Annotated in this window: 18 protein-coding genes; 12 read left to right on the plus strand and 6 right to left on the minus strand. The window is 71.1% G+C overall.

The genetic code is table 11. The features are described from left to right. Positions 1–42 precede the first annotated feature (42 nt). Both groES and groL read left to right on the plus strand, forming a co-directional pair. Entirely contained in the window at positions 43–351 is a 309-nt protein-coding gene (groES, locus tag ACY0PA_RS25530; protein WP_073810087.1) for a co-chaperone GroES, read from the plus strand. A 110-nt stretch (positions 352–461) separates the two neighbouring features. Next, on the plus strand, positions 462–2,087 hold the full coding sequence (gene groL, locus ACY0PA_RS25535; RefSeq protein WP_473079967.1) for a chaperonin GroEL: 1,626 nt from the start codon (positions 462–464) through the stop codon (positions 2,085–2,087). Positions 2,088–2,200: 113 nt separating this feature from the next. Here the strand turns inward: groL and ACY0PA_RS25540 are convergent, their stop codons facing one another. The 3 genes from ACY0PA_RS25540 to ACY0PA_RS25550 all read right to left on the minus strand — a co-directional run bounded on the left by ACY0PA_RS25540 (position 2,201) and on the right by ACY0PA_RS25550 (position 4,695). Then, positions 2,201–2,908 (minus strand): ester cyclase, encoded by a 708-nt coding sequence (locus ACY0PA_RS25540; RefSeq protein ID WP_473079968.1) that lies wholly within the window; start codon positions 2,906–2,908, stop codon positions 2,201–2,203. Positions 2,909–3,043: 135 nt separating this feature from the next. Continuing rightward, positions 3,044–3,817, minus strand: coding sequence for an SDR family NAD(P)-dependent oxidoreductase (locus ACY0PA_RS25545; protein WP_473079969.1), 774 nt, complete (start codon positions 3,815–3,817; stop codon positions 3,044–3,046). Positions 3,818–3,996: 179 nt separating this feature from the next. Next, positions 3,997–4,695 carry an MOSC domain-containing protein gene (locus ACY0PA_RS25550; protein ID WP_473079970.1) on the minus strand — a complete coding sequence of 233 codons (699 nt, stop codon included), beginning with the start codon at positions 4,693–4,695 and terminating at the stop codon, positions 3,997–3,999. Positions 4,696–4,775: 80 nt separating this feature from the next. Between ACY0PA_RS25550 and ACY0PA_RS25555 the strand changes: the two genes are divergently transcribed. After that, positions 4,776–5,801 (plus strand): LysR family transcriptional regulator, encoded by a 1,026-nt coding sequence (locus tag ACY0PA_RS25555; protein WP_473079971.1) that lies wholly within the window; start codon positions 4,776–4,778, stop codon positions 5,799–5,801. A gap of 60 nt (positions 5,802–5,861) precedes the next feature. Here the strand turns inward: ACY0PA_RS25555 and ACY0PA_RS25560 are convergent, their stop codons facing one another. Continuing rightward, on the minus strand, positions 5,862–6,200 hold the full coding sequence (locus tag ACY0PA_RS25560; RefSeq protein ID WP_356283751.1) for a WhiB family transcriptional regulator: 339 nt from the start codon (positions 6,198–6,200) through the stop codon (positions 5,862–5,864). A gap of 382 nt (positions 6,201–6,582) precedes the next feature. Here ACY0PA_RS25560 and ACY0PA_RS25565 point away from each other — a divergent pair, with 382 nt between their 5' ends. From ACY0PA_RS25565 to ACY0PA_RS25580, 4 genes are all read left to right on the plus strand, one after another. Continuing rightward, positions 6,583–7,194, plus strand: coding sequence for a response regulator transcription factor (locus tag ACY0PA_RS25565; RefSeq protein WP_003948568.1), 612 nt, complete (start codon positions 6,583–6,585; stop codon positions 7,192–7,194). A gap of 253 nt (positions 7,195–7,447) precedes the next feature. Beyond that, a complete protein-coding gene (locus ACY0PA_RS25570) occupies positions 7,448–8,032 on the plus strand; it encodes a sigma-70 family RNA polymerase sigma factor (RefSeq protein ID WP_116510977.1) in 585 nt (194 codons plus the stop codon). 258 nt (positions 8,033–8,290) lie between these two features. Beyond that, positions 8,291–9,796 carry an IMP dehydrogenase gene (guaB, locus tag ACY0PA_RS25575; protein WP_473079972.1) on the plus strand — a complete coding sequence of 502 codons (1,506 nt, stop codon included), beginning with the start codon at positions 8,291–8,293 and terminating at the stop codon, positions 9,794–9,796. A 114-nt stretch (positions 9,797–9,910) separates the two neighbouring features. Beyond that, positions 9,911–11,035, plus strand: a complete 1,125-nt coding sequence (locus ACY0PA_RS25580) for a GuaB3 family IMP dehydrogenase-related protein (protein ID WP_100594838.1) — start codon at positions 9,911–9,913, stop codon at positions 11,033–11,035. Positions 11,036–11,144: 109 nt separating this feature from the next. On the opposite strand, the gene ACY0PA_RS25585 is transcribed toward ACY0PA_RS25580, so the two are convergent. Next, positions 11,145–12,398 carry a nucleotide sugar dehydrogenase gene (locus ACY0PA_RS25585; protein WP_473079973.1) on the minus strand — a complete coding sequence of 418 codons (1,254 nt, stop codon included), beginning with the start codon at positions 12,396–12,398 and terminating at the stop codon, positions 11,145–11,147. A 285-nt stretch (positions 12,399–12,683) separates the two neighbouring features. Between ACY0PA_RS25585 and ACY0PA_RS25590 the strand changes: the two genes are divergently transcribed. Next, on the plus strand, positions 12,684–14,390 hold the full coding sequence (locus ACY0PA_RS25590; protein WP_473079974.1) for a glycerol-3-phosphate dehydrogenase/oxidase: 1,707 nt from the start codon (positions 12,684–12,686) through the stop codon (positions 14,388–14,390). A gap of 95 nt (positions 14,391–14,485) precedes the next feature. Here ACY0PA_RS25590 and ACY0PA_RS25595 read toward each other — a convergent pair whose 3' ends face one another. Next, complete coding sequence (locus ACY0PA_RS25595) at positions 14,486–15,541, minus strand: serine hydrolase domain-containing protein (RefSeq protein ID WP_473079975.1); 1,056 nt, start codon at positions 15,539–15,541, stop codon at positions 14,486–14,488. Between the two features lie 114 nt (positions 15,542–15,655). Between ACY0PA_RS25595 and ACY0PA_RS25600 the strand changes: the two genes are divergently transcribed. From ACY0PA_RS25600 to ACY0PA_RS25615, 4 genes are all read left to right on the plus strand, one after another. Then, on the plus strand, positions 15,656–17,713 hold the full coding sequence (locus ACY0PA_RS25600) for a serine/threonine-protein kinase (protein WP_473079976.1): 2,058 nt from the start codon (positions 15,656–15,658) through the stop codon (positions 17,711–17,713). Positions 17,714–17,842: 129 nt separating this feature from the next. Next, positions 17,843–20,323: a protein kinase gene (locus tag ACY0PA_RS25605; protein ID WP_473079977.1), complete on the plus strand. Its 2,481-nt coding sequence runs from the start codon at positions 17,843–17,845 to the stop codon at positions 20,321–20,323. 225 nt (positions 20,324–20,548) lie between these two features. After that, positions 20,549–22,123 carry a serine/threonine-protein kinase gene (locus ACY0PA_RS25610; RefSeq protein ID WP_473086422.1) on the plus strand — a complete coding sequence of 525 codons (1,575 nt, stop codon included), beginning with the start codon at positions 20,549–20,551 and terminating at the stop codon, positions 22,121–22,123. 314 nt (positions 22,124–22,437) lie between these two features. Continuing rightward, a complete protein-coding gene (locus ACY0PA_RS25615; protein ID WP_473079978.1) occupies positions 22,438–24,030 on the plus strand; it encodes a serine/threonine-protein kinase in 1,593 nt (530 codons plus the stop codon). Positions 24,031–24,064: the final 34 nt, after the last annotated feature.

Below are 24,064 nucleotides of genomic sequence, written 5' to 3' on the forward strand. Positions count from 1 at the left end.
CAGACAGTTAACCCCGTGATCTCCGAAGGGGGAGGTCGGATCGTGACGACCACCAGCTCCAAGGTTGCCATCAAGCCGCTCGAGGACCGCATTGTGGTCCAGCCGCTCGACGCCGAGCAGACCACCGCCTCAGGCCTGGTCATCCCGGACACCGCGAAGGAGAAGCCCCAGGAGGGCGTCGTCCTCGCCGTGGGCCCGGGTCGCTTCGAGAACGGTGAGCGCCTGCCGCTCGACGTGCAGACCGGCGACATCGTGCTGTACAGCAAGTACGGCGGCACCGAGGTGAAGTACAACGGCGAGGAGTACCTCGTCCTCTCGGCTCGCGACGTGCTCGCGATCGTCGAGAAGTAATTCACCCACTGTTTTAGTTCTGCGCCCCTGGCACCCCGCTACTCAGCTGCGACTTTTCTCAGCATGCCGGGCGTCGGGGGCGCAGTTCGTTCGAGAGGACTAACAGCTCCATGGCGAAGATCCTGAAGTTCGACGAGGACGCCCGTCGCGCCCTCGAGCGCGGCGTCAACAAGCTTGCCGACACGGTCAAGGTGACGATCGGCCCCAAGGGCCGCAACGTCGTCATCGACAAGAAGTTCGGCGCTCCCACCATCACCAACGACGGTGTCACGATCGCCCGTGAGGTCGAGATCGACGACCCGTACGAGAACCTCGGCGCCCAGCTGGTGAAGGAGGTGGCGACCAAGACCAACGACATCGCGGGTGACGGCACCACCACCGCCACCGTGCTCGCCCAGGCCCTGGTCAAGGAAGGCCTGCGCAACGTCGCCGCCGGCGCCTCCCCGGCCGCTCTGAAGAAGGGCATCGACGCCGCGGTCAAGGCCGTGTCCGAGGAGCTCCTCGCGACCGCCCGCCCGATCGAGGACAAGGCCGACATCGCCGCCGTCGCCGGTCTGTCCGCCCAGGACTCGCAGGTCGGCGAGCTCATCGCCGAGGCGATGGACAAGGTCGGCAAGGACGGTGTCATCACCGTCGAGGAGTCCAACACCTTCGGGCTCGAGCTGGACTTCACCGAGGGCATGGCCTTCGACAAGGGCTACCTGTCTCCGTACTTCGTGACGGACCAGGAGCGCATGGAGGCCGTGCTCGAGGACCCGTACATCCTGATCAACCAGGGCAAGATCTCCTCCATCCAGGACATGCTGCCGCTGCTGGAGAAGGTCATCCAGGCCGGTGGCTCCAAGCCGCTCCTGATCATCGCCGAGGACGTCGAGGGCGAGGCCCTGTCGACCCTGGTCGTGAACAAGATCCGCGGCACGTTCAACGCCGTCGCCGTCAAGGCGCCCGGCTTCGGTGACCGCCGCAAGGCGATGCTCGGCGACATGGCCACCCTCACCGGTGCCACCGTCATCGCCGAGGAGGTCGGCCTCAAGCTCGACCAGGCCGGTCTGGACGTGCTCGGCACCGCCCGCCGCGTGACCATCACCAAGGACGACACCACGATCGTCGACGGTGGCGGCAACAAGGCCGACGTCGAGGGCCGCGTCAACCAGATCAAGGCCGAGATCGAGAACACGGACTCCGACTGGGACCGCGAGAAGCTCCAGGAGCGCCTTGCGAAGCTCGCCGGCGGCGTCTGCGTCATCAAGGTCGGTGCCGCGACCGAGGTCGAGCTCAAGGAGAAGAAGCACCGTCTGGAGGACGCCATCTCCGCGACCCGCGCCGCGGTCGAGGAGGGCATCGTCTCCGGTGGTGGCTCCGCTCTGGTGCACGCCGTCAAGGTCCTCGAGGGCAACCTCGACAAGACCGGCGACGAGGCCACCGGTGTCGCGGTCGTGCGCCGCGCCGCCGTCGAGCCGCTGCGCTGGATCGCCGAGAACGCGGGCCTCGAGGGCTACGTCATCACCTCGAAGGTCGCCGAGCTCGACAAGGGCCAGGGCTTCAACGCCGCGACCGGCGAGTACGGCGACCTGGTCAAGGCCGGCGTCATCGACCCGGTCAAGGTCACCCGCTCCGCCCTGGAGAACGCCGCGTCCATCGCTTCGCTGCTGCTCACGACCGAGACCCTGGTCGTCGAGAAGCCGGCGGAGGAGGAGTCCGAGGCCGCCGGCCACGGGCACGGCCACTCCCACTAGTGCACTGAGCACTTAGGGGCGCCGGTCGCACTGGCGTCTGTTCGTACGAGGCCCGGTTCCGCGCTTGTCGCGGGGCCGGGCCTCGGCGTTGCGTCCCGCGACACGGCCGCCGGTCAGCTCTCGAGTTCGTCGAGCGCGCCGAGCTGGGCCATCAGCCCCAGCCGGTCGTTGTGCCACCAGCCCTCGGCGATCTTCCCGTCCTCCTGGAACCGGAAGATGGTCGCGCCGGTCATCGTGACCTGCTTGCCCGTCGCCGGGATCCCCATGAAGTCGCCGTTGTGCTCGGCGCTGAAGGTCCACCGTGTGCACACCCGGTCGCCTTCGGTGATCTGGTCGTCGACGGTGAACTCGAAGTCGAACCCGCCGCGGTACATCTCGATCTCGCGCCGCATCGCGTCGAGACCGATGGTGTCCGTCACGTTGCCGGGATCGTGGTCGTGGTAGTCCTGCGCGAGCAGGCCGTCGAGCGGCGGCAGTTCACCCTCGGTGGCGACCGTCTCGAAGAACCGGCGAGCGTTGCCCGCGTACAACTGCTCGTCCCGCACCACGTCCAGATCGGTGAACGTGGGCATCTCGTCGCAGAGGGCGACCATTTCCCGGAAGATCGTGTCGGTCTCGGGAAGGTTCGAGTTCCGCATGGCCTCCTCGTACGACGGGAACTCGACGATCTCGATGAAGTGGGTGTCGTCGGACCGGTCCTTGCCGATGACGCTGTGCGTCGCGGTCCGCTTCCCGTGGGTCTTCTCCGCCCATGTGTCCATGAGCTGGTTCATCTCGTCGAATCGGCTGGTCTTGCAGTCGATGACCTGTACAAACGTCATGACGCCGCCTCCGGCCCCCCTGCGCCCCCCTGCGTAAGGTCCGGACAGCTCCATCTTCCCACCGCCGTGTAACGAGCCGGCGGGAACGGGCGAGGAGCCGAGGCAGCCCTGCCCCGGCCCCGAACTCGCCGCGCGCTACTGAGGCCCGTACTTGCGACCCGTCTTCGCCGTGACCCCGCCGAGCAGCCCGCGCGGCGCCAGCTTCACGACGCCCATCAGCGTCTTGTACCGCGGATCCGGGATCGACAGCGACTTGCCGCGCGCCAGGTCGGCGAGCGCCGCCGCCACCAGCTTGTCGGCGTCGAGCCACATCCACTTGGGGATGTTGTCGGTACCCATCGCGGCCCGCTCGTGGAACTCCGTACGGACGAAGCCCGGGCAGAGCGCCATCAGCCGCACACCACTGCCGGCCAGGTCCCGCGCCGCGCCCTGCGTGAACTGCACGACCCACGCCTTCGACGCGCCGTACGTCCCGCGCGGCACGAACGCCGCCACCGACGCCACGTTCACCACGCCGCCCCGGCCCCGCTCACGCATCGGCGCCACCGCGGCGGACGTGAGCCGCAGGACCGCCTCGCAGTGCACCTTCAGCATCGTCAACTCGTCGGCGAGCGGGACCTCCAGGTACTGGCCCTTGTTCCCGAAGCCCGCGTTGTTGACCAGCAGGTCCACCGGACGCTTACGGTCGCTCAGCCGTGCCTCGACCGCGCCGATGCCCTCGTCGGTGGCGAGGTCGGCCGTGAGCACCTCGGCCTCGATGCCGTGCCGGTCGTGGAGCTCGGTGGCCTGCTCCCGCAGCCGCTTGGTGTCACGCGCCACCAGGACGAGGTCGTGGCCGTCCGCGGCGAGCCGGCGCGCGAACGCGGCACCGATCCCCGAGGTGGATCCCGTAATCAGAGCGGTAGTCATGGGGCCAGGTTAGGGGTGTCCGGCCATGATCCGCCGGACGCCCCCCAGCGATCGCCGTGGACATGACCACGCTCGAGAGCCCCCCGCGTTGTCCCTACGAGTGTCGCAACCGCCGTGCGGCGAGGACCACAACCGCCGTGCGGCCCACGCCCGTTACCGCCACGCGGCCCACGCCCGCTCTACCCCTGCGTCGCGTCGCCGGCCGCACCCCCGTCTCCGTACTTGGCCACGTACAGACGAGCCGTCTCGACGGCCTCGGGGTCGAGCGCGTCCGCTGCGACGAGCAGCCGCGGCAGCAGCTCCCGCTCGGTCGTGACGGCGCGGAACTGGAAGGCGACGGTCACCCCGTGGTCGGGCCGGTGCACGATCTCGATCGTGTCGCCCGCCCGGATCGCGCCCGGCTCGATCACCCGCAGATACGCGCCCGGTGCGGCCCGTGCGGTGAAACGCTTGACCCACCCCTTCTCGCCGAGGTGGCCCTGGAACGTGCGGCAGGGGATCCGGCCGGAGGCGACCTCGAGGATCAGGTCGGAGCCGATGCGCCAGCGCTCGCCGATCTTCGCGCCCGTCACGTCGACACCCTCGGTCGTGAGGTTCTCGCCGAACGAGCCGTTGCGCAGATCGTGTCCGAGCGCGCCCTGCCACTCGTCGAGGTCCTCGCGGGCGAAGGCGTAGACCGCCTGGTCGTCGCCGCCGTGATGGCGCATGTCGCACACGGCGTCCCCTTCGAGTCCGCTGGCGCCGACCCCCTTGGGCCCGGGCGCCGCCACCCGGACGGGGCCCGGCACCGGCTGCTTGTCGATTCCGGTCACGCCCTCGGCCTGGTCGGTGTGCTCGCTGGCCTCGGGGCGACCCACATTCAGAGACAGAAGCTTCATGACGGCACGCTAAGCGACGCGGCGCCAAAGCAGCGACGCAATATTTCCCGTTGCATCCAAGGCTCCCTTATGCTTGAGGAATGATCGAGGCCCGTCACCTCCGTGTCCTGCGCGCCGTGGCCGCCACCGGCTCCTTCTCGGCGGCCGCCCGCGAGCTCGGCTGCACCCAGCCCGCGGTCAGCCAGCAGATGAAGGCCCTCGAATCCTCGGCGGGCACCCCGCTCCTCATCCGCACCGGCCGCGAAATGCGCCTCACTCAGGCGGGTGAAGCCCTGGTGCGGCACGCGGCGGGAATCCTGGCCGGGCTGACCGCGGCGGAGGAAGAAGTCGCCGCCATCGCGGGCCTGCGCGCCGGCCGCGTCCGCCTCGTCTCCTTCCCGAGCGGCAGCTCCACGCTCGTCCCCACCGCGCTGGCCGCCCTGCGCGCCGCGCACCCCGGCACCCGCGTCTCCCTCGTGGAGGCGGAGCCGCCGCGCTCGGTCGAGATGCTGCGCGAGGGCGACTGCGACGTGGCCCTGGCCTTCCGGTACGAGGGGCGGCGCGAAGCGCCTCCGCAGAGGGGTGGTGGCGGGAGACGGGAGGGCGAGGGGCGGCGCGAAGCGCCTCCGCAGAGGGGCGGTGGCGGGAGACGGGAGGGCGAGGGGGCGCAGGCCGCGGAGGACTGGGATGACCTCGTCGTACGTCCACTGCTCGCCGACCGTCTGGTCGGTCTCGTCCCGGAGGGGCACCGTCTCGCCACGTCGGACGCGGTCTCCATCGGCGAGCTGGCCGATGAGCCCTGGATCGCGGGCTGCCCGCGCTGTCGCCGGCAGCTGGTGGAGGTCTGTGAGGGTGCGGGATTCACTCCGCGCATCGACTTCGCGACCGACGACTATCCGGCGGTGATCGGTCTGGTCGGCGCGGGCCTCGGTGTGGCGGTCCTGCCGGAGCTCGCCATCGAATCCGTACGCCCCAAGGGTGCACGCACAGTGACGGTGGAGCCGCCTGTGCAGCGCGAGATCGTCGCCCTCACACTGCCCGACCTGGCCCAGGTGCCGGCCGTGGCAGCCACGCTCGACCACCTGGTGCGGGCCGCGGCCGCTGATCGGGCCCTGACGAACCCGTGATCGGGCCCTGACAAGCCCGCGGGCACGCCACTGCGTGCCCACCGTGAAGAAACGTTTCCGTCAATTGTTCGCCACGGGCGGGGCGCCGCCCGCCGACGCCGGCGCGGCGGCGACGAGCCGGTTGCGGGCGCGGCCCATGAGCTCCTCGCGCTCGTCCTCGGTCAGCCCGCCCCACACGCCGTACGGCTCGCGCACCTGGAGTGCATGAGCAGCGCACTCCGCGCGCACCGGACACCTCATGCAGACCTCTTTGGCCGAGTTCTCGCGGGCACTGCGCGCCGCTCCCCGCTCCCCCTCCGGATGGAAGAAGAGCGAGCTGTCCACCCCGCGGCAGGCCGCGAGGAGCTGCCAGTCCCATAGATCTGCGTTCGGTCCGGGAAGGCGGGAGAAATCTGCCATTGCTGTGTCCCCTTGTAGCCGTTCTGACGCGGATACGGTGCCCAAGAACCGTACATCTACTGTCTAAGGAGATGAAAATATGACTCATTGCGAATCTAGCCGCAGACACCACTGAAAGTGAAGAAAAACGGCTAAATGGGGCATGCCTTGTGGCGAAACCTTGTGGGTCGCTTGCGCCGACTGCTCTGTATCCGGTCCCTCACGTAGAGTGCCGAAGCAGACCGCCGAACCCGTAACTCTTTCGGGTGACCGTCGTTGAGAGTGCGGAGGCGGTTGAAAGAACAAGCGCTCGGGCATGTGTCCGAGAGCGTCGACCGCACAGGTGACGATTCGTACCAGCCTGGAGGCCCAAGGTGACGCGCATCAGCTGCGGAGGACGGTCATGACATCCGTCCTCGTCTGCGACGACTCCCCGCTTGCCCGAGAAGCGCTCCGCCGCGCGGTCGCGACCGTCCCCGGCGTGGAGCGCGTGACGACCGCGGCCAACGGCGAGGAAGTCCTCCGCCGCTGGGGCGCCGACCGCTCGGACCTGATTCTGATGGACGTACGCATGCCCGGTCTGGGCGGCGTCGAGACGGTCCGGCGGCTGCTGTCCGCCGATCCCGGTGCGCGCATCATCATGCTCACCGTGGCCGAGGACCTGGACGGTGTCGCGCTCGCCGTCGCGGCCGGTGCCCGCGGCTATCTGCACAAGGACGCATCGCGCGCCGAACTGCGTGCCACGGTCACGCAGGCGCTCGCCGACCCGACCTGGCGGCTCGCGCCGCGCAGACTGCGGTCGGCCGAGATGGGTGCGGCGCCGACGCTCACGGCGCGTGAGATCCAGGTGCTCGAGGGCATGAGCCACGGCCGGTCCAACGCGGAGATCGGGCGCGAGCTCTTCCTCTCCGAGGACACGGTCAAGACGCACGCACGCCGCCTCTTCAAGAAGCTCGGCGCCTCGGACCGCGCGCACGCCGTGGCGCTCGGATTCCGCTGGGGCCTTGTCCGCTAAGGCCCACGATGCGCCGTCGCGGGGGCACAGCGATCCCCGTCCGCCCCAGGGCGGACGGGGCTGCGGACGGCCGCCGGTCCTCGTTTCACCGGACATGCCGCATCCTTGAGTTGTGGAGTTCCTCAGGGGCGAGTCGGTCGAGCGGAAGGGGAGGGCGCACGAGATGAGTTCCGGCGCACCTGCTCATAACGCTTCAGTGCACAACTACGGACGCGGTGCCACGGACCGGACGCCGCCAAGGCACCATGGACCGATGCGCGACGACGAGGCAGCCGGCCGAGGAGCCATCGGTGCACTGGTCCACAGCGCCGTCGAGGGCGACGAGCAGGCCACGCACGACCTTCTCGCGCACGTCCACCCCCTCGCGATCCGCTACTGCCGCAGCCGTCTGACTCGACTGCCGGGTGACGCACGGCACTTCGTGGAGGATCTCGCGCAGGAAGTCTGTGTCGCGGTGCTCCTCGCGCTGCCGCGCTACAAGGACACCGGGCGCCCCTTCGAGGCGTTCGTCTTCGCCATCGCCGCGCACAAGGTCGCCGATCTGCAGCGCGCCGCCATGCGGCATCCCGGTTCCACCGCCGTGCCCTCCGACGAGATGCCGGAGCGGCCCGACGACTCGCTCGGACCGGAGGAGCGGGCCCTGCTCAGCAGCGATGCGGAGTGGGCGAAGAAGCTCCTCGCCAACCTTCCGGAGAACCAGCGCGAGCTGCTGCTGCTCCGGATCGCCGTCGGCCTCACCGCCGAGGAGACGGGGCAGATGCTCGGCATGTCGCCGGGCGCCGTCCGCGTCGCCCAGCACCGCGCACTCAGCCGGCTGCGGGCGCTCGCCGAGCAGTGAGCCGAAACGGCGAGCCGATTCAGCGAGCCGATTCAGCGAGCCGAATCAGCGAGCAGAGCAGTGCTTTAAGCAGCGCCGTGAGGTGACCCGATGAGTGAGACGCGCCACGCGCGCGTGGGACTCCCCCTGTGCAGGGCGCAGGGCCGCGGACGTGTGAACGTACAAATCCGCTTGGTGATCTTGATCGTGGAATGAGACACCTCCGGATCCCGTTAGCATGGACATCCGCACCGATCAAGGCCATTTGGGGAAGGTGTCATGACTGCAAACGTCGACGGAGTGCCCGAGAAATTCGCGACACTCGGGCTGACCTACGACGACGTGCTGCTGCTGCCGGGCGCGTCCGAGGTCCTCCCGAACGCGGTCGACACCTCGTCCCGCATCTCCCGCAACGTGCGCGTGAACATTCCGCTGCTGTCGGCGGCGATGGACAAGGTCACCGAGTCCCGCATGGCCATCGCCATGGCGCGGCAGGGTGGCGTCGGCGTGCTGCACCGCAACCTGTCGATCGAGGACCAGGTCAACCAGGTCGACCTCGTGAAGCGTTCCGAGTCCGGCATGGTGACCGACCCGATCACCGTGCACCCGGACGCGACGCTGGCCGAGGCCGACGCGCTCTGTGCGAAGTTCCGCATCAGCGGCGTCCCGGTGACCGACCCGGCGGGCAAGCTGCTCGGCATCGTCACCAACCGCGACATGGCGTTCGAGTCCGACCGCAGCCAGCAGGTGCGCGAGGTCATGACGCCGATGCCGCTCGTGACCGGCAAGGTCGGCATCTCCGGCGTCGACGCCATGGAGCTGCTGCGCCGCCACAAGATCGAGAAGCTTCCGCTGGTCGACGACGCGGGCGTCCTCAAGGGCCTCATCACGGTCAAGGACTTCGTGAAGGCCGAGCAGTACCCGAACGCCGCGAAGGACGCCGAGGGCCGCCTCCTCGTCGGCGCCGCGGTGGGTGCGAGCCCCGAGGCCCTGGAGCGCGCGCAGGCGCTGGCCGAGGCGGGTGTGGACTTCCTCATCGTCGACACGTCGCACGGACACAACAGCAACGCGCTGAACTGGATGGCGAAGATCAAGTCCAGCGTCGGCGTCGACGTCATCGGCGGCAACGTCGCGACGCGTGACGGCGCGCAGGCCCTGATCGACGCCGGTGTCGACGGCGTGAAGGTGGGTGTGGGCCCCGGCTCCATCTGCACCACACGCGTGGTCGCCGGTATCGGCGTCCCGCAGGTCACCGCGATCTACGAGGCGGCTCTCGCCGCCCGTGCCGCCGGTGTCCCGGTCATCGGTGACGGCGGCCTGCAGTACTCCGGTGACATCGGCAAGGCGCTCGCCGCCGGTGCCGACACGGTGATGCTGGGCAGCCTTCTCGCGGGCTGTGAGGAGTCCCCGGGTGAGCTGATGTTCATCAACGGCAAGCAGTTCAAGTCGTACCGCGGCATGGGTTCCCTCGGGGCGATGCAGTCCCGCGGGCAGGGCCGGTCGTACTCCAAGGACCGCTACTTCCAGGCCGAGGTCGCCTCCGACGACAAGCTCGTGCCCGAGGGCATCGAGGGTCAGGTGCCTTACCGCGGCCCGCTGGCCAACGTGCTGCATCAGCTCGTCGGCGGCCTGCGCCAGACGATGGGCTATGTGGGCGCCGCCTCCATCGACGAGATGGAGACCAAGGGCCGGTTCGTCCGGATCACGTCCGCGGGCCTCAAGGAGAGCCACCCGCACGACATTCAGATGACGGTCGAAGCGCCGAACTACAGCCGCAGCAAGTAGTCGCCGACAGTCGAAGACAGGGCCAGGGGCGGCCCCGGGGTTCCCGGGGCCGCCCCTGGCGCGTACGTCGGGGATACTGGAAGGCGCTGAAACGCAGAGGGAAAGGCCACACACGTGACTGAGATCGAGATCGGGCGCGGCAAGCGCGGCCGCCGGGCGTACGCCTTCGACGACATCGCCGTCGTACCGAGCCGCCGTACGCGCGACCCGAAGGAGGTCTCGATCGCCTGGCAGATCGACGCCTACCGCTTTGAGCTGCCGTTCCTGGCCGCTCCCATGGACTCGGTCGTGTCGCCGGCCACCGCCATCCGGATCGGGGAGCTCGGTGGCCTCGGCGTGCTGAACCTCGAGGGCCTGTGGACCCGCTACGAGGACCCGCAGCCGCTCCTCGACGAGATCGGCGAGCTGGACACGGAGAGCGCCACACGCCGCCTTCAGGAGATCTACGAGGCTCCCATCAAGGAGGAGCTGATCGGGCAGCGCATCAAGGAGGTGCGCGACTCCGGTGTCGTCACCGCCGCCGCGCTGTCGCCGCAGCGCACCGCCCAGTTCTCCAAGGCGGTCGTGGACGCGGGCGTCGACATCTTCGTGATCCGGGGGACCACCGTGTCCGCCGAGCACGTCTCCGGTGCCGCCGAGCCGCTGAACCTGAAGCAGTTCATCTACGAGCTCGACGTGCCGGTCATCGTGGGCGGCTGCGCCACGTACACGGCCGCGCTGCACCTGATGCGCACCGGCGCGGCCGGTGTGCTCGTCGGCTTCGGCGGCGGCGCCGCGCACACCACGCGCAACGTGCTGGGCATCCAGGTGCCGATGGCGACCGCGGTGGCCGATGTGGCCGCCGCCCGCCGCGACTACATGGACGAGTCCGGCGGCCGGTACGTGCACGTGATCGCCGACGGTGGCGTGGGCTGGTCCGGCGACCTGCCGAAGGCCATCGCCTGCGGCGCCGACGCCGTGATGATGGGCTCCCCGCTGGCGCGCGCCACGGACGCGCCCGGCAAGGGCCACCACTGGGGCATGGAGGCCGTCCACGAGGACGTGCCGCGCGGCAAGAAGGTCGACCTCGGGACCGTCGGTACGACGGAGGAGGTCCTCACCGGGCCTTCGCACACCCCGGACGGATCGATGAACTTCTTCGGCGCCCTCAAGCGCGCCATGGCGACGACCGGCTACAGCGAGCTCAAGGAGTTCCAGCGGGTCGAGGTCACGGTGGCGGACTCGCAGCACCGCCGCTGACGCAGTTCTACGGAGATGGGGCCCGCACCGGTTCGGTGCGGGCCCCATCTCCGTAGAGGGCCACTACAGGTCTCCGTAGAGGGCCGTTGCAGCTCTTCGTAGAGGGCCTCTACAGGCGGTGGGCCGCGCCTGTCGGGGTGGCACCCCTGGTGTCCAGGAGGAGCTGGGCCTTCACGGACAGGCCCTGGAGGTCGTACGTGCGGTGCGGCTGAAGCAGGATCGTCAGGTCGGCGTCGGCGGCCGCCTCGTAGAGGGAGTCCGCGCGGGGGACGGGGTGGCCGAGGACGTTCCACGACGGGATGTGCGGGTCGTGGTAGCTGACCGCCGCGCCCAGCTGCATCAGCCGGGTGGCGATTTCGTGGGCGGGGGTGCCCTCCAGGTCGGCGACGTCGGGCTTGTACGTGACGCCGAGGAGCAGGACGCGGGCGCCGCGGGCCGACTTGCCGTGTTCGTTGAGGAGGGTGGCGGCGCGCTGGATCACGTACTGCGGCATGTGGTGGTTGACCTGCTGGGCCAGTTCCACCATGCGCAGGGGGCGGACCGGGAGGGGCGGGCGTGAGAGGTCCTGGGGGACTCCGTGGCCGCCGACGCCGGGGCCGGGGCGGAATGCCTGGAAGCCGAAGGGCTTGGTCTCGGCGCAGCGGATGACGTCCCACAGGTCGACGCCCAGGTCGTGGCAGAGAACGGCCATCTCGTTGACCAGGGCGATGTTGACGTGGCGGTAGTTGGTCTCCAGGAGCTGGACGGTCTCGGCCTCGCGTGGGCCACGCGCGCGGACGACCTTGTCGGACAGGCGGCCGTAGAAGGCGGCGGCGGACTCGGTGCAGGCGGAGGTGAGGCCGCCGATGACCTTGGGGGTCGTGGCGTACGCGTGCGTGCGGCTGCCGGGGTCGAGGCGGCCGGGGGAGTAGGCGAGGTGGAAGTCGCGGCCGGCGCGCAGCCCCGAGCCCTCCTCCAGGAGGGGGCGCAGGACGCCTTCCGTGGTGCCTGGGGCGACCGGGGTCTCGATGATCACCGTGGTGTGGGGGCGCAGGCGGGCGGCGAGGGCGCGCGTGGCGTCGGTGAGCTGCGCGAGGTCGAGGGAGCGGTCCGCGCCGAGTGGCGCGGGGGCGCAGATGACGGCGGTGCGGACGCGGCCGAGTTCGACGGGGTTGCCGGTCGGCCGGAAGCCCCCCGAGAGCATCCGGCGGATGTCGGCGGCGGTCAGGGTTCCCTCGGCGCCGTCGCCGGGGAGGCGGCCGGCCGCGAGGTCGGTGGCGCGTGCGGGGTCGTAGCCGATGGTCGCGATGCCGGTGGCGACGGCGGCCTGGGCGAGGGGCAGGCCGAGGTGACCGAGTCCGATGACGGCGAGATCTGCGGGCATGGAAGTGGGCCGTCCTTCCCAATAGCCGGAGCGGGAGGGGAGCGCAAGTCCTGTGGACAAGATGGACGAGCGCAATGTCAGACTAGGAGTAAATATGACCGTTATGCGGTATTGCGGGGCCGGGAATCCGGGAGTGTTGTCCACAGGCTGCGGGTGAGTGGTGGCTGAAGTCGGGCACGGCGGTCAGAATCGGTGAATGGGGGATGAGAGCCGGGGCGCACCGGACAGGTGACGCCGGTGGGACCGACTGGACCGACGCCGACTGACCGACAGCGGGAGGTAGCAGTGAGGACAGCGACACTGGGACCGGCGGAGCGTGCCGAGGCGCTCGCGGGAATGGCCGAGCGGGAGCTGGACATCCTGGTCGTGGGCGCGGGGGTGGTCGGCGCGGGAACCGCGCTCGATGCCGCGACCCGCGGTCTGTCCACCGGCCTGGTCGAGGCGCGGGACTGGGCCTCCGGCACATCGAGCCGGTCGAGCAAGCTGATCCACGGCGGGCTCCGGTATCTCGAGATGCTCGACTTCGCGCTCGTGCGCGAGGCGTTGAAGGAGCGCGGGCTGCTCCTTGAGCGGCTCGCCCCGCACCTCGTGAAGCCGGTCCCGTTCCTGTATCCCCTCCAGCACAAGGGCTGGGAGCGGCTGTACGCGGGCTCGGGCGTCGCCATGTACGACGCGATGTCGATGGCGCGCGGGCACGGGCGCGGCCTGCCCATGCACCGCCATCTGAGCCGGCGTCACGCACTGCGGGTCGCGCCCGCGCTCAAGAAGGACGCGCTCGTGGGCGCGCTGCAGTACTACGACGCGCAGATGGACGACGCGCGGTACGTGGCGACGCTGGTGCGGACAGCCGCGATGTACGGGGCGAAGGTCGCCAACAGGGCGCGTGTGACGGGGTTTCTGCGCGAGGGCGAGCGGGTCGTCGGCGCCCGCGTCGAGGACGTGGAGGGCGGCGGGGAGTACGAGATCCGCGCCCGCCAGATCGTGAACGCGACGGGCGTGTGGACGGACGACACACAGGCGATGGTGGGCGAGCGGGGCCAGTTCCACGTCCGCGCGTCCAAGGGCATCCACCTCGTCGTGCCCAAGGACCGGATCAACTCGACGACCGGGCTCATCCTGCGCACCGAGAAGAGCGTCCTGTTCGTGATCCCGTGGGGGCGCCACTGGATCGTGGGCACCACGGACACGGAATGGGACCTCGACAAGGCGCACCCCGCGGCCTCCAGCGCCGACATCGACTATCTGCTCGAGCATGTGAACTCGGTGCTCGCGGTGCCCCTCACGCGCGACGACGTCCAGGGGGTCTACGCGGGCCTGCGGCCCCTGCTCGCCGGTGAGTCCGACGCCACGAGCAAGCTCTCGCGCGAGCACACGGTGGCGCACCCCGTGCCGGGGCTCGTCGTCGTGGCGGGCGGTAAGTACACGACGTACCGGGTCATGGCCAAGGACGCCGTCGACGAGGCGGTGCACGGGCTCGACCAGCGCGTTGCCGACTGCGTCACCGAGGACATTCCGCTGGTCGGCGCCGAGGGCTACCACGCGCTGTGGAACGCGCGGGCGAGGATCGCCGCGCGGACCGGGCTCCATGTGGTGCGGGTGGAGCATCTGCTCAACCGGTACGGGTCGTTGGCGGAGGAGTTGCTCGACCTGGTGGCCGCCGACCCCGGGCTCGGCGCGCCCCTCACCGGCGCCGACGACTATCTGCGGGCCGAGGTCGTGTACGCCGCCTCGCACGAGGGGGCGCGGCATCTCGACGATGTGCTGACGCGGCGCACGCGGATCTCGATCGAGACGTTCGACCGGGGGACGCGGTGTGCGCGTGAAGTGGCGGAGCTGATGGCTCGGGTGCTCGGCTGGGACACGGACCAGATCGAGCGGGAGGTTCAGCATTACGAGAAGCGGGTGCAGGCTGAGCGGGAGTCTCAGCGTCAACCTGATGACCTCTCGGCCGATGCGGCGCGATTGGGGGCGCCGGATATTGTGCCGCTCTGATGTGTGCCGCTCTGTTTTGTGCCGGGAGGATGGGTGGGCCGGGGTTGCGCTGGGGGCTGTGCCCCCAGGCCCCCCTTCGCCTTGACGGCTCGTCCTCAAACGCCGGACGGGCTGGTGGGGTGGCGGGTGGGTCGGCAGAACTCTGATGTCAGGATGCGGCGTTCCAGTTGGGCGGCGTGGGACAAGGTGTCCGTGTTGGTGCGGAGCGTTATGACCTTGGAGCCCGATCTCGTCGCCGCCGTGCGGACGTAGCTGCCCGCGATGCGGCCGTTGTGGCCCCATATCGTCGTCCCGCAGGGGAGCTTCGTGGGGTAGAGGCCCATGCCGTAGCGGCCTTGTGCGGTACGGGTGTTGAGCATCGTGCTGAGTTCACGTGGCGGGAGGATGCGGCCCTTCAGGAGGGCCGCGTAGAAGCGGTTCAGGTCCGTGAGGGTGGAGATCAGTTCGCCTGCGGCGCCGGCCACGCGTGGGTTCAGGGTGGTTATGTCGCGGCCCGCAGCGTCGTACGCGCGGCCGTGCGGGGTGGGCAGGTCGGTGTGGGTGCCGGGGAACGACGTGCCGGTGAGGTGGAGCGGTTCGATGATGCGGCGGCGGGCCTCGGTCGCGTACGAGTGGCCCGTGACCTGGCCGATGACCATGCCGAGCAGGACGTAGTTCGTGTTCGAGTACGACCAGTGGCCGCGGGGCGTCGGCGGGTCGGCCTCGGCCAGGCGTACGGCGGTTCTGGGGGACACCGGGATCCTGCCGTGCGTGTGCGCCGTGAAGTCGGGCAGGCCACTGGTGTGGGTGAGGAGCGAGTGGAGCGAGACGGCGTGGTCACGTAGGAGACCCGGGAGGTGATCGTCAACCGTGTCCGACAGGCGCAGGCGGTGTTCGGCGGCGAGTTGCAGCACGACCGTCGCGATGAACGACTTCGTGATGCTCCCGGCCCGGAAGTGGTCGGTGCGGCGGATCGTGGGGCCGGTGCGTACGAAGCGCGTCGTCCTGCCCTCGCGGGCGAGCAGCGCCGCGGCGGGGGCCTTGCCCTCCGTGACCAGCAGCGGAAGAGTGGCGTCCGTGGCCGGGGCCGCGAGTTTCGTGGAACTGCCCGGAAACATACAGAACAGGGCTGCTGCCAGGGGTATCGCCAGCAGTGTCCGAAGTACGGGCATGACGGTCCCTCCCTGTGTGCGGTCCATCATGCGGGACGGCCGACCCTGGGCGTGGAGTGGTCCCCGGGTAAGGGACAATGAAGGCTCTGTCAGGGCGGGTTGCAGAGGGGACGCATGTCGGAGGCGGAGCAGGCGGGCACAGCTCGTCAGGACAAGAGTGCACGTCTCCTCGCCGGGCGCTACCGGCTGGGAGAAGTCCTCGGCCGCGGCGGCATGGGCACCGTGTGGCGGGCGAAGGACGAGACGCTCGGCCGGACGGTCGCCGTCAAGGAGCTGCGGTTCCCGTCGAGCATCGACGACGAGGAGAAGCGGCGCCTGATCACGCGTACGTTGCGTGAGGCGAAGGCGATCGCGAGGATCCGGAACAACAGCGCGGTGACGGTCTACGACGTGGTCGACGAGGACGACCGGCCGTGGATCGTGATGGAACTCGTCGAGGGCAAGTCCCTCGCGGAGCAGATCCGCGAGGACGGTCTGCTGGAGCCGCGGCGCGCCGCCGAGGTCGGGCTCGCAATCCTCGACGTGCTGCGCGCCGCGCACCGCGAGGGCATCCTGCACCGCGACGTGAAGCCGTCGAACGTGCTGATCGCCGAGGACGGGCGCGTCGTCCTCACGGACTTCGGCATCGCCCAGGTCGAGGGCGACCCCTCGATCACGTCCACCGGCATGCTCGTCGGCGCGCCCTCGTACATCTCGCCGGAGCGGGCACGCGGGCACAAGCCCGGCCCCGCAGCCGACCTCTGGTCGCTCGGCGGACTCCTGTACGCGTCGGTGGAGGGCGTTCCTCCGTACGACAAGGGGTCCGCCATCGCGACCCTGACTGCCGTCATGACCGAGCCGGTCGACCCGCCCAAGAACGCCGGGCCGTTGGAGACGGTCATCTACGGGCTGCTCGCCAAGGACCCGGAGCAGCGGCTCGACGACGCCGGGGCGCGGGCGCTCCTCAACGACGTCCTGCACGCTCCCGAGCCCAAGGACGAGGAGCCCGAGCCGGTCGACGCGACCAAGGTCGTGCCGCTGCCGCCCATTCCCGAGCAGACGCCCAAGGCGCCGAAGGCGTCGAAGACGCCCAAGGTGCGCTTCGGTAAGGGGAGTTCGGGAGCGGGGGCTGCTGCGGGCGCCGGGTCTTCGGCTGCTTTCGTGAGCCCCGCGGACGCCGGTGACGGCGCCGGCGCGGGCAAGAGGGGCGAAGAGGCCGCCGAGAAGCTGCGCGGTGCGCTGCGGTCGGTGCGGAAGGCCGCTGCTGCGGCCACCGCCGCGACGGCGGCCGGCGCGGCAGGCAAGGGGGGCGCAGAAGCGGCCGCCACTACGGTGGAAGCCTCCGCGCATCCCGAGGTCGGGCAGGGCGGTTCGGGTGTTCCGGCGCAGCCCGCCGGGCCGCCGCGTACGCCGGCGACCAGGGCCTCGCTCACGGACGTGGTCCCGCGGCGCACCCTCGTGATCGTGGCGGTGCTCGTCGCGCTCGCCGTGATCGGCACCGTCATCGGCATCGCGTTCAGCGGTGGCGACGGCGGCAGTGCCGCCAAGGGCGGCGACAAGGCCGCCTCCGCGGGAGCGACCGGAGGCAGCGGCAGCGGCGGTGGCGGTAGCAAGGACAAGGGCAGTGGCTCCGGCGGCGGCAACGACGCGGCGCAGGACGGCGGCAAGGGCTCCGACAAGGGTGGCGACAAGGACGGCGGCGCCGGCCAGGGGGCATCGCCCGACAGCACCAGCGGCGGCAGCGGGATCCCCGGCGGCAGCGGCGCCGCCTCGACGTACAAGCACGACCAGGGCTTCTCCATCGGGCTCCCGAAGGGCTGGAAGTACAGCTCGACGAGCGCGGCGGGGGCCCGCTTCACGGGTCCCGACGGGCAGAAGCTGCTCGTCGGCTGGACGACGACGCCCAAGTCGAACCCGGTCCAGGACTGGCGCAACCAGGAGCAGTACATGCGCCGCGCCCAGTACGACCGGATACGCATAGCGGCCGTCGACTTCCGCGGCTGGAACACGGCGGACTGGGAGTTCACGTACGTCGACGGGGGCACCAAGTACCGCTCGGTGGACCGCGGTTTCGTGGTCAACAGCCACCTCGGCTACGGCCTGATGTACACGGCCAAGGCCGCCGACTGGGACGGTGCGCAGCGCAAGGCCGCCTGGCAGACGTTCACCAAGACGTTCAAGCCGAAGTCCTGAGCCTGACCGCGGTCCGGCACGTATCGTGAGTGCTTGCGGACCGTGCGCAGCCGCATCGGCACGTATCGCTGCGCACAACAGGGCGCAAAACGAACGGAATTGACCACCGGGCGGACAGGGGGACGCGTCGTGGAGGACTACGCGGGGCGCGTGCTCGCCGACCGCTACCGCCTGCCGCTGTCGCCCGCCGACGCGTACGAGTTCGCATCGACACGGGCGTTCGACACCTACAGCGGCCAGGAGGTCCTGGTCAGACAGGTGCCGTTACCCGAGGTCGTCGAGGCCGAGGTGCTCGACGCCGAGGGGCTCCCGGACGGGTTCGTGCCGCGCGAGTCGCGTGACCGGCGCGAGCGGGGGGACGCGGCGCGGACCACGCGCAGGCCGACGGATCCCGCGGTGCGCCGCGCCATCGAGGCCGCGCAGGCCGCCGCCCAGATACCCGACCATCCACGGCTCGACCAGGTCTTCGACGTGTTCGCCGAGGGCGGCTCGCTGTGGATCGTCAGTGAGGTCGTCTCCGCGCGGCCGCTCGCCGCGCTGCTCGCCGAGGAGCCGCTGTCCCCGTACCGGGCGGCGGAGGTCGCGTCCGACGTCCTCACCGCCCTGCGCGCGCTGCACGCCCACGGCTGGGTCCACCGGAACATCACCGCCCGCACGGTTCTCGTGTGCGACGACGGCCGGATCGTGCTGACGGGACTCGCGGCCGGTGCGGCGGAGGAGGCGTTGTGCGGCTATGACCCGACGCCGACGCCGACGCCGACGCCGCCCGCGGCCGTGGGACCCTCGGAGCCGCAGGACCCGCAGTCTTCGGCTCCCGCGTCCCCCCGCACCCCTCCCGCTCCCTTCGCCCCCGCGCCGTCCCGGCCCGCCGCCCTGGAGGCCGGGAGTGACCCGCGGGCCGCGCGCGCGGGGGCGATAGCCGCGTACCGGGCCGGTGCGCGGGCCGCCGCGCGCGGGGGCGTGGACACGGACGGGACGCCGGGGCCGCCGCAGCGCGGGCCGGGCGGGGAGTCCGGGGGCGAGTCCGGTGCCGGGGCGCAGAGTGGCGACGCGCAGTCCGGCCGGATCGACGACCCCTACGGCGTACGCGGTTCCGCCGGACGCCCCTGGCACGGGGCTGTCCCGCGGCCCGGCACGGAACAGGCCGGGCCCGCCGCTCTTGAGGCGCCCGACTCCGCCCCAAAGACCACGCGTTGGGACCAGCTCATTCCCGCGCAGCAGACGGCGCCGACGGCCGGTCGAGGGCCGGCCACCGCCCTCGCGGCCGACCGTGCGCGGCAGGCGCGGATGACCGTCGTCGGGCCCGTCACCGAGCGCTGGGCGCCCGAGCAGGCGGGGCCCGTCCACGAGAACTGGCAACTGGCCGCCCCGATCGGCCCGGCCACCGACCTGTGGGCGCTCGGCGCCCTCCTCTTCCGGGCGGTCCAGGGTCATGCCCCGTACCCGGAGGAGAACACCGGCGAGCTGGTGCAGATGGTGTGCGCCGAGCCGCCCGCGTTCGCCGAGGAGTGCGGGCCGCTCCGGCCCGTCGTCGAGTCGCTGCTGCGTCAGGACCCCACGGAGCGGCTCGACTTCGAGGAGCTGCGGGGGTGGCTCAGGTCGCTGGTGCGGTCCGCGCCGGAGCCTGACGCGGGCGCGAACGTCGTGGCCGCACCCCCGTTCGACGCCACGCGGCTGCCGGTCGTACGGCGTCGGGGCGAGCTCGTGCGCAGGCGCCGCCGGCGCTTCTCCGCCCAGGCCGGAGCCGGGCCCGGGCATGCGCGGCACAAGCGGGCCAAGGCGCAGCCGCAGCAGGCGGAGCGGCGCACGAGGCCGGAGCGTGACCTCCAGCCGGAGCGTCGCCTCCAGTCGGAGCGCGGCCCCGGGAAGCCCCGTTCGCTCGGCCGCACCCTGCTCGTTCTCGTACTGCTCGGCCTGGCCGCCGCGGTCGCGTATGCCGTGGTCTTCATGCCGAAGGCCGAGCCGAGCGGCGGCACGCCGGGTGACGGCGCCAAGGATCACGCGGGCGCCACCGGCGGAGGCCGACCCGCGCCCGAGGGCGGCAGGTCCACGCCGGCGCCGGGCGAATCCGCCGAGGGCCAGGGCAAGAACGGCGGTAAGAACTCGTCCGCCCCGTCCGCCACCGAGCCTCAGAACGACTCGTCCGAGCCCGAGGTCGCCCAGGGTTTCACGCTGCGCAAGGACCCCGAAGGGTTCCGGGTGGCCGTCGCCAAGGGCTGGAACCGGCAGGGCAGGAACGGACAGGGCCAGGTCCTCTACACGCACGGCGACTTCGAACTCGTCGTCGTGCCGGGGCGCGACAGCACGTCCGCGTACGGCAGCGACCCGATGACGTACCAGCGGGAGAAGGAACGCGAGTTGCAGCCCTTCCGCGACTCGACGTGGGCGACGTCCTCCGGGATGCGCCGGATCGACGTGGGCGGTCGGGCCATGGCCGAGGGCCAGTTCACGTGGCAGAACCCGGCGGGACGCGAGACGTACGTGCGCAACCTCGCGATGATCGTGGGCGGCCGCTACCACGTGGTGCAACTGCGGGGCCCCGAAGCCGAACGCGACGAGGTGACGCGCCTTTACGAGCAGGCGTCGGCGACGTATCAGAGCACGGGCTGACGTATCGGAGCACAGGCTGATACAACGCCAGACGTCGTACTGGCGTACTGAATGCACCCAGTTGATGACCTGTCGGCTCCCGTCCCGGCAGGGGACAAGCGTCACAGTGCGGTCTCCGTGCCACCCCGCCGGTTCCCTGCGCCTCGGCCGCTCCCTAATGTGGCTCTGTCAAGGCCATGAGAGGCCCTGGCACGACCAATGCGCCTGCGGGGGAACGTGAATCAGATACAGGGCCTGCTCCTCGCGGGCCGCTATCGACTCGGTGATTCGATCGGGCGCGGCGGCATGGGCCGGGTGTGGCGCGCGCACGACGAAGTACTGCACCGGGCCGTGGCCGTCAAGGAACTGACGGCGGCCCAGTACGTGCAGGAGGCCGACCGCGCCGTACTGCTCGCGCGGACGCAGACGGAGGCGCGGGCCGCCGCGCGGATCAACCACCCGGCGGTCGTCACCGTCCACGACGTGCTGGAGCACGACGACCGGCCGTGGATCGTGATGGAACTCGTCGACGGCCCCTCGCTCGCGGACGCCGTGAAGGAGGCGGGCCGCATCCAGCCGCGCGAGGCCGCCCGCATCGGCCTGTGGACCCTGCGGGCGCTGCGCGCCGCGCACGCGGCCGGGGTGCTGCACCGCGACGTCAAGCCGGGCAACGTCCTGCTCGCCCGCGACGGACGGGTGCTGCTCACGGACTTCGGGATCGCGCAGGTCGAGGGCGATTCGACGATCACGCGGACCGGCGAGATCGTCGGCTCGGTCGACTATCTGGCGCCCGAGCGGGTCAGGGGCTCGGCGCCCGGGCCCGCGTCCGACCTGTGGGCGCTCGGCGCCACGCTGTTCACGGCCGTCGAGGGGAAGTCCCCGTTCCGGCGTACGTCGCCGATCAGCACGATGCAGGCCGTCGTCGAGGAGGAGCCGGGCGGACTCATGCACGCGGACGCCCTCGCGCCCGTCATCCAGGCGCTGCTGCGCAAGGACCCGGCCGCGCGTCCGTCCGCCGACGAGGCCGAGTCGATGCTCGCCGAGGCCGCCGAGGGGCGGCGGTCCAGCGCGGCGCAGGCCTACGTACCCACGCAGGTGCATGCTGCGGCGCCGCCGACGCCCACGGAGCAGTCGACTGCGATAGGCGTGCGACAGCCGGTGACGCCCGCGGCCCGCGCCTCCGGTAGCCGCAAGTGGCCGCGTGTCGTCGCCGTGGCCCTGGCGGCGGCTCTCGTCGGCGGCGGTGGCGTGTTCGCCGCGAACCACTATCTGAACGACCGGACCGCGTCGAACGCGAACTCCGGCAAGGGCGGGACGCCGAGCGCATCGGCGGGTTCGGGCAACGGCAAGCACAGGTCCGGGAGCATTCCCGACGACTGGATCCGCCAGCGCGACGTCGAGGGGTTCAGCCTCATGCTGCCCAAAGACTGGAAGCGGCAGGCCGACGGCAACCAGGTCGACTACACGCCGGACCGCGGCGCGCACTTCGTACGGATAGCGGTCGACAAGTCCCCCGACTGGCCCGACTCGTACCACCACCAGCTGGACCTGGAGCGGCAGGTCACGAAGCCGCCCGGGCTGCCCGACTACCAGCAGGTCAATCTGCAGCCCAACACCTACCGCGACCGGTCGGGATCCCTGTGGGAGTTCACCTGGACCGCGGGCAACAAGGACACGACGTCGGGCCCGCGGCACGCGATCGAGCAGACGTACGTGGAGAACGACGGCACCGAGTACGCCATCTATCTGTCCGTGCCGGAGGCCGACTGGGACGAGGGGCGGCAGCAGTTCGACGCGATCCTGCGGGGCTGGGAGCCCTAGGGCCTGTCTTCACATTCCCGCCTGCCCAGCGGCGTCTGGCACGCACATCTGCGGCGTTGTCGTCGGTTGCCGACTCCCCCAAGCTCTCGGCTGCGCTCGAGCAGGGGGGACCCCCATCGCGTCGACGCCCTCCTCCGCCTTGCAGCTGCACGCACCAGACGCCGCTGGGCCCGCCCTCCGGGCGGACGACGGGAATGTGAAGACAGGCCCTAGGCGCCCGTGGCCGGCGGGCGCCGGCCCTGCGGTTTCGTTGATCCCTTGACGGCCCGGAGCACGCCCCTCCGGCGCCCGTTCCGTGCGGCATGATGGAACGCATGGGGACCGAGGGGGAGGACAACGTCCGTGTGATCGCCGGGCGTTACCGGCTGGAGGCGCGCATCGGCCGTGGCGGAATGGGCGTCGTGTGGCGCGCCTGCGACCAGCTGCTCGGGCGGCGCGTCGCAGTCAAGGAACTCGTACTCGACGAGACGCTCTCCGCCGACGAGGCCCGCCGCCAGAAGGACCGCACCCTGCGCGAGGCCCGCGCGGTCGCCCAGCTCAGCCACCCGAACGTCATCGTCGTCCACGACGTCGTGGAGCACGGCGAACGCCCGTACATCGTCATGGAGTTGATCGAGGGCGGCTCGCTCGCCGACCGGCTCTCGCGGACCGGGCCCGTCGACGCGCGGGAGGCGGCCCGGATCGGGATCGCGCTCCTCGGCGCGCTGCGGGTCGCGCACGCGGCGGGGGTGCTGCACCGCGATCTGAAGCCGGCGAACGTGCTCGTCGAGGCGGGCAGTGAGCGCGTCGTGCTCACGGACTTCGGGATCGCGCAGGTCAGCGGCGCGACGACGCTCACCGAGACGGGTTCCTTCGTCGGCTCGCCCGAGTACACGGCGCCCGAGCGCATGTCGGGGGAGCGGACCGGTCCCGAGTCGGACCTGTGGTCGCTGGGCGCGATGCTGTGCGCGGCCGTGACGGGCGAGTCGCCGTTCCGGCGCGACTCGCTGGGCGGGATCATGCACGCCGTGGTCGTCGGCGAGATCCACCCACCCGCCGAGGCCGAGCCGCTGCTGCCCGTCGTACGGGGGCTCCTTGAGCGCGATCCGGAGCGCAGGCTCGGCCTGGACGAGGCCGACCGGCTCCTTCGCGCGTACGTCGCCACGGGTACGACGCCGCGGTCCATCGGCGGCTACACGCCCACTGCCAGGAACAGCCTCACGGCGCCCGCTGCCGCGCCCCCGCAGAAGCGTTCCGCTCGCGTAGTCCTCGCGGCCGCCGCGCTCGTCGCCGCGATGGCCGGGGCCGGCGTCTCCGCGGCCGCGCTGCTCGTGAACGGGGGCGACGGCGGGGGCACCCACCGCCCCACGGCGTCCGCGCCGGGCCCCACGGGCGACACGGCCTCGCCCTCGGATTCGGCGCCGGAGCCCCGACCGACGGTCACGGTCACGGAACAGCAGACAGGGACACGGCCCGCGTCCCCCGCCGGTTACCGCACGGCCGTCGACCCGGAGGGCTTCTCCCTGGCCGTGCCGGACGACTTCAGCAGGAAGCCCGACGGACCCCGGATCTTCTACATGTCGCCGGGCGACACGTTCAGGATCGGCATCAAGGAGGCGGCCCCCGACCCGGGCGGGCCCGGCGCCGTGCAGCGCCGCTCCGACGCGAAGGGGCCCGCCAACAACCCGGGCTACCGCGACGGTTCGGTCACCGACACCACTCACGGCGGCCGGCCCGCCGCGCTCTGGCGGTTCACGTGGAACGGCTTCAGCACGGCGGAGGGCGCGAGGCACACGTACGACCTGTGCTGGGAGCAGGGCGGCCGGATGTACGACGTGTGGGTGTCGGCGCCGGTCGGCCGGATCGCGGAGGCCAAGCGGTACTTCGACACGGCGGTCGCCACCTTCGTGCCCTCCGGGGGCCGCTGAGGCATCGGGGCGGTCACAAGTGAGTGACCCGAGT

Source organism: Streptomyces sp. DS1-CR2 (assembly GCF_055760475.1).

Excerpts from the sequence above, each read along its gene's own strand:
- groL (WP_473079967.1), top strand. The coding sequence starts at position 462 with ATGGCGAAGATCCTGAAGTTCGACGAGGACGCCCGTCGCGCCCTCGAG.
- ACY0PA_RS25540 (WP_473079968.1), bottom strand. The coding sequence starts at position 2,908 with ATGACGTTTGTACAGGTCATCGACTGCAAGACCAGCCGATTCGACGAG.
- ACY0PA_RS25545 (WP_473079969.1), bottom strand. The coding sequence starts at position 3,817 with ATGACTACCGCTCTGATTACGGGATCCACCTCGGGGATCGGTGCCGCG.
- ACY0PA_RS25550 (WP_473079970.1), bottom strand. The coding sequence starts at position 4,695 with ATGAAGCTTCTGTCTCTGAATGTGGGTCGCCCCGAGGCCAGCGAGCAC.
- ACY0PA_RS25555 (WP_473079971.1), top strand. The coding sequence starts at position 4,776 with ATGATCGAGGCCCGTCACCTCCGTGTCCTGCGCGCCGTGGCCGCCACC.
- ACY0PA_RS25560 (WP_356283751.1), bottom strand. The coding sequence starts at position 6,200 with ATGGCAGATTTCTCCCGCCTTCCCGGACCGAACGCAGATCTATGGGAC.
- ACY0PA_RS25565 (WP_003948568.1), top strand. The coding sequence starts at position 6,583 with ATGACATCCGTCCTCGTCTGCGACGACTCCCCGCTTGCCCGAGAAGCG.
- ACY0PA_RS25570 (WP_116510977.1), top strand. The coding sequence starts at position 7,448 with ATGCGCGACGACGAGGCAGCCGGCCGAGGAGCCATCGGTGCACTGGTC.
- guaB (WP_473079972.1), top strand. The coding sequence starts at position 8,291 with ATGACTGCAAACGTCGACGGAGTGCCCGAGAAATTCGCGACACTCGGG.
- ACY0PA_RS25585 (WP_473079973.1), bottom strand. The coding sequence starts at position 12,398 with ATGCCCGCAGATCTCGCCGTCATCGGACTCGGTCACCTCGGCCTGCCC.
- ACY0PA_RS25595 (WP_473079975.1), bottom strand. The coding sequence starts at position 15,541 with ATGCCCGTACTTCGGACACTGCTGGCGATACCCCTGGCAGCAGCCCTG.
- ACY0PA_RS25600 (WP_473079976.1), top strand. The coding sequence starts at position 15,656 with ATGTCGGAGGCGGAGCAGGCGGGCACAGCTCGTCAGGACAAGAGTGCA.
- ACY0PA_RS25615 (WP_473079978.1), top strand. The coding sequence starts at position 22,438 with ATGGGGACCGAGGGGGAGGACAACGTCCGTGTGATCGCCGGGCGTTAC.